Below are 7,973 nucleotides of genomic sequence, written 5' to 3'. Positions count from 1 at the left end.
GACGCGCTGCCCGCGGCGGCGGCGATTGCTTCGTCGTAGTTCCTGTTGTCGACGCTGCCGAGCGCCAACCGCGCGGCGGCCGCGAGGTCGGCGTCGCCGGATGCGAGCAGTGCGGCCAGTGCGGGTACGTCCTCGCCCGTGCCCAGCGCGCCAAGCGCATTGACCGCGGCGATCTTGACTTCTTTGTTGTCACTCGCGAGCGCCGCAATCACGGCGTCGTGCGCGGCAGCATCCTTGCGGTCGCCGAGGCCGCGCAGCAACGCGGCCTGGCCCGCAGGCGGCAGCGCGGGGACCGCTGCGGCGAGCTGTTTCGTCATATCGGCGGGCAATTCCGCGGCGACTTGCGCCGCGAAGTTGCGCGCAAGTGCGTCATCGCCTGCAAGCGTCTTCGTGAGCAGGGCCGTCGCGCCTTCGGGGTCCGCGCTCGCGAGACAGCGATACGCGCCGAGCCGCACAAACTCCCGCTCGTCAGTCACGAGCGCCGTCAAGAACGGCACGGCCAGATTTCCTTTGTTGTCGCGAACGAGCATTTCCGCGCCCGCGATTTGGGCCTCGGCCACTGCGTCGCGCAACGAGTCCGGCGCGGACCTCGCAAATCCGGCAAGTACGGCGTTGGACTGCGGCGTGCCGATACGGCCCAGCGCGCCGGCTGCCGCGCTGGCCACGGTAGCGTCCTTGTCCCTCAATGCTTTTGCGATGGCCTTGGTCGACTTCGCGTCGCGCTTCGCGCCCAGCGTTGTGATTACGCCAAGCTTCTGCTGGCCCTTCGTTTTTCCGAGCGCCTTGCGCAGCGCGTCGGTCGCTTCGGGGTATGGCATCGGCTCGAGCGCGTAACGCGCCATGTGCGAGAGCTTTTCATCGCCGAGCAGCGAGGCGAGCGCGGGAATGGATTTTTCCGTGCCGACTTGGCGCAGCCGCGTGCACGCCTCGTACTTGGGCTGCCACGCGGCGTCGCTCTCGAGCACCGCGATGCATTCGTCTTCGGTCGCGGAGCTCGGCGTGGCGACGCCTTTCAGCGCGTTCTGTGCCGCGGCGGTTGTCGAGACTGCGAATGTCATCGCGGCCAGCGCAACGAGCGCGACGGTGAAACGGACCATGTAACGCATGGTGTTTGCCTTTCGTATGGTGATCGTCATGACGCCAACCTCCTACAGGTACCACGGTTCGCGGTAGGCCCGCGATCGCAGCCGGTTGGCTTCCTCGTCGCCGATGCATTCTTCCTTCACCGGGTCCCACTTGATGGGCCGGCCAAGGCGTTTGCAGATGTTCGCGACGTGGCACGCGGAGATCGAACGGTGCGCGGTCTCCGCGTTCGAGATGGGTTCCTGGCGCGATTTTACGCAATCGATGAACGCGCGCACGTGGTTGTCCTGCGGGTAGCCGCCTTCGAAGCCGCGGTTGCCGAGGAGCGATTTTGGGTGTGTTTCGATGGTCCCGTCGTCGCCCGTCTCGACCCAGCCTTCGGTGCCGACGAATTTTACCGGGCACGATCCGAAGCGCAGACCCTGACGAATAATCAGCTTTGCGCCGTTCGCGTAGTTGCCGCAGTACCAATCGCCTTCCTTATAGAACTCGATGGGGCCGGTGCGGTCGGCGCTGTTCGCCCACTGGCACAGGTCAACGGTGTGGCTGCCCCATTCGCAGATGGACGCGCCGCTGAAGTCGATGTGATCGAGCCAGTAGCCGCGTTGCGGGTATTTCTTGTTGTACGGACGCCATTGTGCGGGACCGAGCCACGCGTTCCAATCGAACACGTCCTTCGCCGGTTCGGGTTCTTCCGGGAGAATCTCGTAGTTGAACGCGCCGCAAAACGCCGCCTCTTCCGCGTGCAGTTCCTTTAGCTCGCCCAGCTTTCCGCTCTGCGCGAGATGGCACGCGTAGCGGAAGTTGCCGAGGCTGCGGCGTTGGGTGCCGCACTGGAAAATGCGGCCAAGGCGCGTCATCGTGTCGGACACGGCGCGCGATTCGTTGATGCACACGCTCATGGGCTTCTCGCAGTAGATGTCCTTGCCCGCGCGCGCGGAGGCGATCGCGGTGTGCGAGTGGCCGTTGTCGCCCGTCGCCACAAGGATCGTGTCGATGTCCTGGCGCGCGAGCAGTTCGTGCATGTCGAGGTACTCGGCGCAGTCCTTGTTGCCGTACCGCTGGTTGACCATGCCGGAACCGGCCTTGCGCCGGTCCGCGAAGCAGTCGCTCACGGCGACAATCTGTACATCCGGCAGCGCCATGAACGCGCGCATATCGTCGCGACCGCGCCCGCCTACACCGATGACGCCGACGGTGATTCGGTTGCTTGGCGCCGCGCGGTCCTCCGCGCCCCACGACTGGGACACGATGATGTTCGGCAGGACGGCGGCCGCGCCCGCACGTTTGATGAACTGCCTGCGCGACAAGCCTTTGTCTTTTGTAGTGGTTCCCACTGTGACCTCCCTCCACGCGCGGACGCAAGATTCCACGCGATCGTTAGCGTTGCCAAAACCCACTGGAAGTCCGCCGCGTTCGTCGCTCGCTCCGCCCCTCGTGAAGACGCGGCATGCCCAAGGCAGGCATTGTACAGAAGGGGGAACGCGGCAGTCTATCTGAGGAATGCATGACGGCGCGTCTATAGCGTGAGTTCCATGCGGCGGTGGTTGGGGACGGTTGCGTGGGCGTTGTGGAGCGTCGATATGCACTCTCGTGTCACGACGAAACCCAGGCGTTCGTACAGCGCTTGTGCGCGCGGGTTCTCGGCGGACACATCCAGCACCGCGACGCGAAAGCCGCGGCGGCGGCCGTCTGCAAGCAGATGCTGAACGATCTGTGCGCCAATTCCTTTGCTACGGAGCACTGGCGAAACGCCAAGGTGCGCAATGCAAAACTCGTGTGATTTCGGCGGGCGGACGATCGTTTCTACTTGCAGCGCCCGGCGAATTACACCGGCGCCGCGAAGCGGACCGTAGCACGCAAGGACGTTGCGCGTTCCCTGATACATGAAACGCAACGTGGTGTCGCCGGAAAATGCCGCGCCAATCCCCGCCATGCGCCCGTCCACCACGGCCACGCTGTGAATCCTGTAGCCCAGTTCCCCGGCATCGCGTTCGAACCCGCGGCGCATACACGCCGCGACATCGGATTGGGTTCGCGACGTGAAGATATAGTCGAGCACCGCCGGGCCGGAACTGTAGATGAGCGGGACGGCGTCGGCGGCGTCCTCCGGACGCGCGGGACGAATATGGACGGACATTGCGCCACTATTGCAGACTGCGCCGCGCACGCGCAATTCCCGGAATCATGCAGTACACTACACTGTAGGATATAATGGCTTCGTACTTGTTGGGCGGGGCCGTCTATGAAGTACTACTTTCAGTGCCCGCATTGTAAGCAAGACGAAGCGTTCTACCCGGTTTCCGAACAGGATGGGGGGCTGGGCTGCGCGCTCCTTGTATTCGGCGGTCTGATTCCGTTCTTTCTTTTTCAACGGGACCGCTTCCAGCGGGTCCAGTGCGCGGACTGCCGTCTCATCTTTTCGAAGCCGCCGATTCCCTACGCGATGACAGCGCGCGTGGCGGTGGTCCTGATGATTCTCATCGGGGCGCTACCGCTCTTCTTTTTCTACATTCAGAACCAGCCGGATTACGACAGCGTATTCCCAGCGAACGATTGGCTTCTGCCGCTGGAACAGATCGTCCGCGAACACCCGCGTGCGGCCGTGTACTCGGTCGGCGGCGTTCTGGCGATAACGTTTGTGGCGCTCCTGGGCATCGCTATCGGTTCCAACATTTCTAAACGCCGGTCGATGGGCAAAATGTTTCGATTGTCGGTCAACGGCCCCACACTGCCGGACAGCGCCGCGCCGCCGGCATCCAATCCTGCTTCCAAAGGGCCGTAGCCGCTACCGGGCCGAGTTGCGTTTTCGGTAAACTCCTCCTCGGGAAGAGGGAGTACGCCGATGCGAACAACTACGCGACGTCAGTTCTTGTCCGACGCGGCCAGCGTGAGCGCCGCGGGCGCCCTGGGCGGGTGCGCGACCAACGCGACGCACGAGCCGGTTTCCGCGCCACTGATTGCTCCCCCTCCCACGCCGCCGAGGGAAGAGCCGGTTGTCGTGGCGGCGAATACACCGGGGCGGCGGGCGCTGGGCGCCAACGATCGCATTCAGTGCGGATTCATCGGAATTGGCAATCGCGGCGGCTCGCTTTTGGACAGTACGCTGAAACTTTCCGATGTCGACGTGGTCGCGGTGTGCGACGTTTACGATGGCGCGCGGGATGCCGCGCTGGCGAAATGCAAACAGAAGGTGGCAGACGCCCGGGCCTATGTGGTGTTCGAGGAAATGCTCGCGAAGGAACAACTGGACGCGGTCGTTATCGCGACGCCCGACCATCTGCACGCGCCGGCAATCCTCGCGGCCCTCGAGTGCGGACGGGACGTGTACACCGAAAAACCAATGACGCTGACGTGGCAGGAGGCGTTGGCGGTCCGTGAGCGCGTGCAGTCGAACGGCGCGGTGCTGCAAGTCGGCACACAGTTGCGCAGCATGCCGATGTATCAGAAGGCGCGCGAGGTCCTGCAGTCCGGGGGCATTGGCAAACTTGTCATGGTGCAGGTGAACCGGCATGGGTGGGGCGGGCATACGCGGCCCACGCCGCCGGGCTTTAATCCGTCGCAGGTGCGATGGGACCTGTTCTTGCGCGACACGAAAGAATATTCGTTCGACGCACAGCGCTACCTGAATTGGCGGCGTTACGTCGAGTATTCGAATGGCGCGGCGGGCGATCTCATGCTGCACCATCTCGATATTTTCCATTTCATCACCGGATGCGCGATGCCGCCGCGCGTGATGTCCGTGGGCGATATTTATCACATCCAGGACGGGCGGACGTGTCCGGACAATATCGGCGTGCTGCTCGAGTACAACGAGAAGTACCACTTCAATTTTGCGGCGTCGTTTGTGAACGGGCACTTCGGCCTTGTCGAACGGTACCTTGGTTCGGAAGGCACGCTCGAGATTCGCGATATGTCGGAACTTGCGATCTACCGCGGGCGGCGTAACAGCGAACAGTTGGAGAAAGTCGGCTCCGCGGGCATCTTGAACGAACCGCACCTGCGGGACTTTTTCTCGTGCATGCGCACGCGAAAGACGCCGATCGCGCCGGTTGACGCGGGGTGGATGGGGGCGACTTGTTGTCACATGTCGGTGCTTTCGGAACAAAGCGGTCAAAGCGCGAAGTGGGACGCCGCAACGAATTCGGTGAAGGTATAGGGTAGTTGATTTCGGATTCTCGCCCGTTCGTTTCGTTCTGTAGCGTGATTGGGGGGGGAAAGTGATGAACGTGGGACGTTTCGCCGGTTGCGTTGCGGCGACAGTGCTGTCTGCATTCACTGCCATCGCGCAGCCGCCGGAATCCGTTCGGCTCGTTTCGAGTTTTGACTTGGAACAATTCAAACAACCCGACGCGGCGCTTTGGCCGGCATATTTCTGGCTGTGGAATGCGCCTCTCGAACCGCAGGTGCTGCGGGCGCAGTTGCGGGACATGGCGACGCACGGCGCGCGCAGCGTGTGCATGCTGCCGATGCCGCACGCGTTTCGCCCGGATTCGACCAATAACGGTTTGGACCCGGACTATTTGACGCCCGAGTATTTCGAGCGCGTGACGTTTGCCGTCGACGAGGCGGCGCGCCTCGAAATGAACTGGTGGTTGTACGACGAGGGCGGCTGGCCGTCGGGGCGGGCGCTCGGCAAGGTGGTCGAAGGGCGCCCGGAACTATCGCGCCGCGCCGTCGTGCGCGAACGGATCGCCGCGGACACGCCGTTCGCGGTCCCGAACGATGCGCTGGCCGCAATCGTCGAGGCGCCGGAATTGAACGTTGTGGGCCCCGGCGAGACATGGACGCCCGCAACACCCGCCGATATCGCGTACCTCTACAAGTTCTCGCAGGGCGGATCATCCGACCTGCTGAACCCGGACGCGACGGATCGCTTCATCGAACTGACGCACAACGCGTACGCGAAGGCCGTAAGCAATCACTTTGGCAAGACCATCCGCTTTACGTTTACGGACGAGCCGGCGGTAGCCATGCCGCGGCCTCCGGACTATTTCTCGTGGTTCGACGGCATCGACGCGCGTTACGCGGCGTTGTCGTCGGGATCATTCCTCAACGATCTGCCGCGGTTCTTTGTCGAACCTGCTCCGGAGATTTCGCCCGCTGCCGCGCGGGCGCGCGTCGATCTGTATGACGCCACGTCGCGGCGCTTCGCCGATGCCTACTTCGCGCGATTGAAAGACTGGGGGCGCGCGCACGGCCTTGGGTCCAGCGGACACCTCGGCGGCGAGGACGAAACATTCGGCGCGGTGAAACACGGGTTCGGTCACGTGATGCGGCCGTTGCGGGAGATGGACGTTCCCGGCGTCGACCTCATATGGCGGCAGGTGTTTCCGGGACGCGAGAACCAGAGTAATTTCCCCGTGTTCGCGGCGAGCGCCGCGCACCAGAACGCAACGCGCTTCGCATTTTCCGAGTCGTTCTGCGTATACAGCAACGGGCTCACGCCGGCGCAGATGAAATGGCTCGTCGACTATCAGTATGTCCGCGGCATCAATCTATCGGTGTTCGGGTGTTATCCGCTGACCACGCGCGATCACCACATGACGGGCGAGCGCCCGCACTTTGGTCCAATGAACCCGCAGTGGGACCATCTTTCGGGACTACACGCATATGTCGCGCGGTTGGGGTACGCACTGTCCGTAGGCAAACCGCTCGTGCGCACGGCGCTGTATTACCCCGTGCGCGATATGTGGGCGCTGGGATTGCATGCGGCTACGGCGGTCGAGTCATTCGAGTCGCTCGCCATGGAGTTGCTCGCGCGGCAGTGCGCGTACGACATTGTCGATGACGACGTGTTGGCGAACGCGCGCGTCGAGGGCAAGGAACTTGTAGTGGGGGCGATGCGGTACGACGCGATTTTCTGCGGCGAATCGTTGTGGATGCACCCCGCGGCGCGCGCGCGGTTGGACGAGTTCGCCGAAGCCGGCGGAAACGTGCTGTGCGTAGGCCACGCGCCCGGCGTGAACGGCGAAACGCCGGACGCAGGACCAAATTCGATTCGCGCCGGCACGGCGGCTGAAATCGCGGCGCAGTCGCTGCCGATCTCGATGCTGACGCCGTCAAGCCGCGGCGTGCGCGTGGCCGCGCGCGAACTCGAGGGGCGGCAAGTGATCGTATTGTTCAACGAAGGGAACGATCCATACGTGGGCAAAGTTTCGGCGATTGCGCCGCACGTTGTCGAATTGGATTTGCCGGCCGGACGCATGTCGAACGTGTTCGCCGACGGTAACGGCGTCGAAGTAAAACTCGAAGCGGGCGAGACGCGCGCGTACGTCTTGTCGGCGGAGCCTGTGCGCGGCGCGGAACCCGCGCTGCAGCCGCGCGAACGAATCACCGTTGCTCCCGAAAGCGTGCGCGCGATCTGCGGGAGGCAAGTGGTCGTTGGCGAACACAATTTCGAATACGTCGATCGGGACTTCGACGACGTTCCGTTCGCGCAATCGGCGGACTGGACCGGTTGGCTGTCTGATGACTATTCCGGCGAAGTTGAGTACCGGTTCGAGATCGATGTGCCGCAGCCGTGGGCAGGGTCGCCGCTGCAACTGGAGACCGGGGGAATCGAGTACGCGGCAACGGTGTATGTGGATGGTGTCGCCGCGGGCACGCTGTTGTGGCCGCCTTGGCGCGTGACGCTTCCCCCCTGCACGGCGGGCAAGCATACGATCGCGATTCGCGTGGCGAACTCGCTTGCGAACGAGCTCACGTCGGAGCGCGTGACACAGGCGTGGGCGCAAAAGAGCGGTCCGGGTTGGCCAAGCCCCTACCACAAACGCGCGCTGGAATTTGAAAAGGAATCGCGCGGCGGCGGTCTGGCAGGGCCGATTCGGATTTACCGATTGGCCGAAGGATGACCTCCGTACTTCGCACCCGGCTTGCCCCGGCGGTCC

General features: G+C 63.6%; 6 protein-coding genes. 3 read left to right on the top strand and 3 right to left on the bottom strand.

Annotated elements, in window-relative coordinates:
- From HUU46_24360 to HUU46_24350, 3 genes are all read right to left on the bottom strand, one after another.
- The coding region (locus HUU46_24360; GenBank protein ID NUM56774.1) for a HEAT repeat domain-containing protein at positions 1-1,136 on the bottom strand (1,136 nt) is incomplete at its 3' end.
- Positions 1,137-1,148: 12 nt separating this feature from the next.
- Entirely contained in the window at positions 1,149-2,420 is a 1,272-nt protein-coding gene (locus HUU46_24355) for a Gfo/Idh/MocA family oxidoreductase (GenBank protein NUM56773.1), read from the bottom strand.
- 182 nt (positions 2,421-2,602) lie between these two features.
- A complete protein-coding gene (locus HUU46_24350) occupies positions 2,603-3,253 on the bottom strand; it encodes a GNAT family N-acetyltransferase (GenBank protein NUM56772.1) in 651 nt (216 codons plus the stop codon).
- A 75-nt stretch (positions 3,254-3,328) separates the two neighbouring features.
- Here HUU46_24350 and HUU46_24345 point away from each other — a divergent pair, with 75 nt between their 5' ends.
- From HUU46_24345 to HUU46_24335, 3 genes are all read left to right on the top strand, one after another.
- Positions 3,329-3,868, top strand: a complete 540-nt coding sequence (locus HUU46_24345; protein NUM56771.1) for a hypothetical protein — start codon at positions 3,329-3,331, stop codon at positions 3,866-3,868.
- A 60-nt stretch (positions 3,869-3,928) separates the two neighbouring features.
- Complete coding sequence (locus tag HUU46_24340; protein ID NUM56770.1) at positions 3,929-5,242, top strand: Gfo/Idh/MocA family oxidoreductase; 1,314 nt, start codon at positions 3,929-3,931, stop codon at positions 5,240-5,242.
- A 64-nt stretch (positions 5,243-5,306) separates the two neighbouring features.
- Entirely contained in the window at positions 5,307-7,937 is a 2,631-nt protein-coding gene (locus HUU46_24335) for a hypothetical protein (protein ID NUM56769.1), read from the top strand.
- Positions 7,938-7,973: the final 36 nt, after the last annotated feature.

The organism is Candidatus Hydrogenedentota bacterium, assembly GCA_013359265.1.
GTDB lineage: Bacteria > Hydrogenedentota > Hydrogenedentia > Hydrogenedentales > SLHB01 > JABWCD01.
Note: the sequence above shows the minus strand (reverse complement) of the source record. Positions and strands in the feature narration are given on the sequence as shown.

Coding starts and splice junctions, on each gene's coding strand:
- HUU46_24345 (NUM56771.1), top strand. CDS start 3,329: ATGAAGTACTACTTTCAGTGCCCGCATTGTAAGCAAGACGAAGCGTTC.
- HUU46_24340 (NUM56770.1), top strand. CDS start 3,929: ATGCGAACAACTACGCGACGTCAGTTCTTGTCCGACGCGGCCAGCGTG.
- HUU46_24335 (NUM56769.1), top strand. CDS start 5,307: ATGAACGTGGGACGTTTCGCCGGTTGCGTTGCGGCGACAGTGCTGTCT.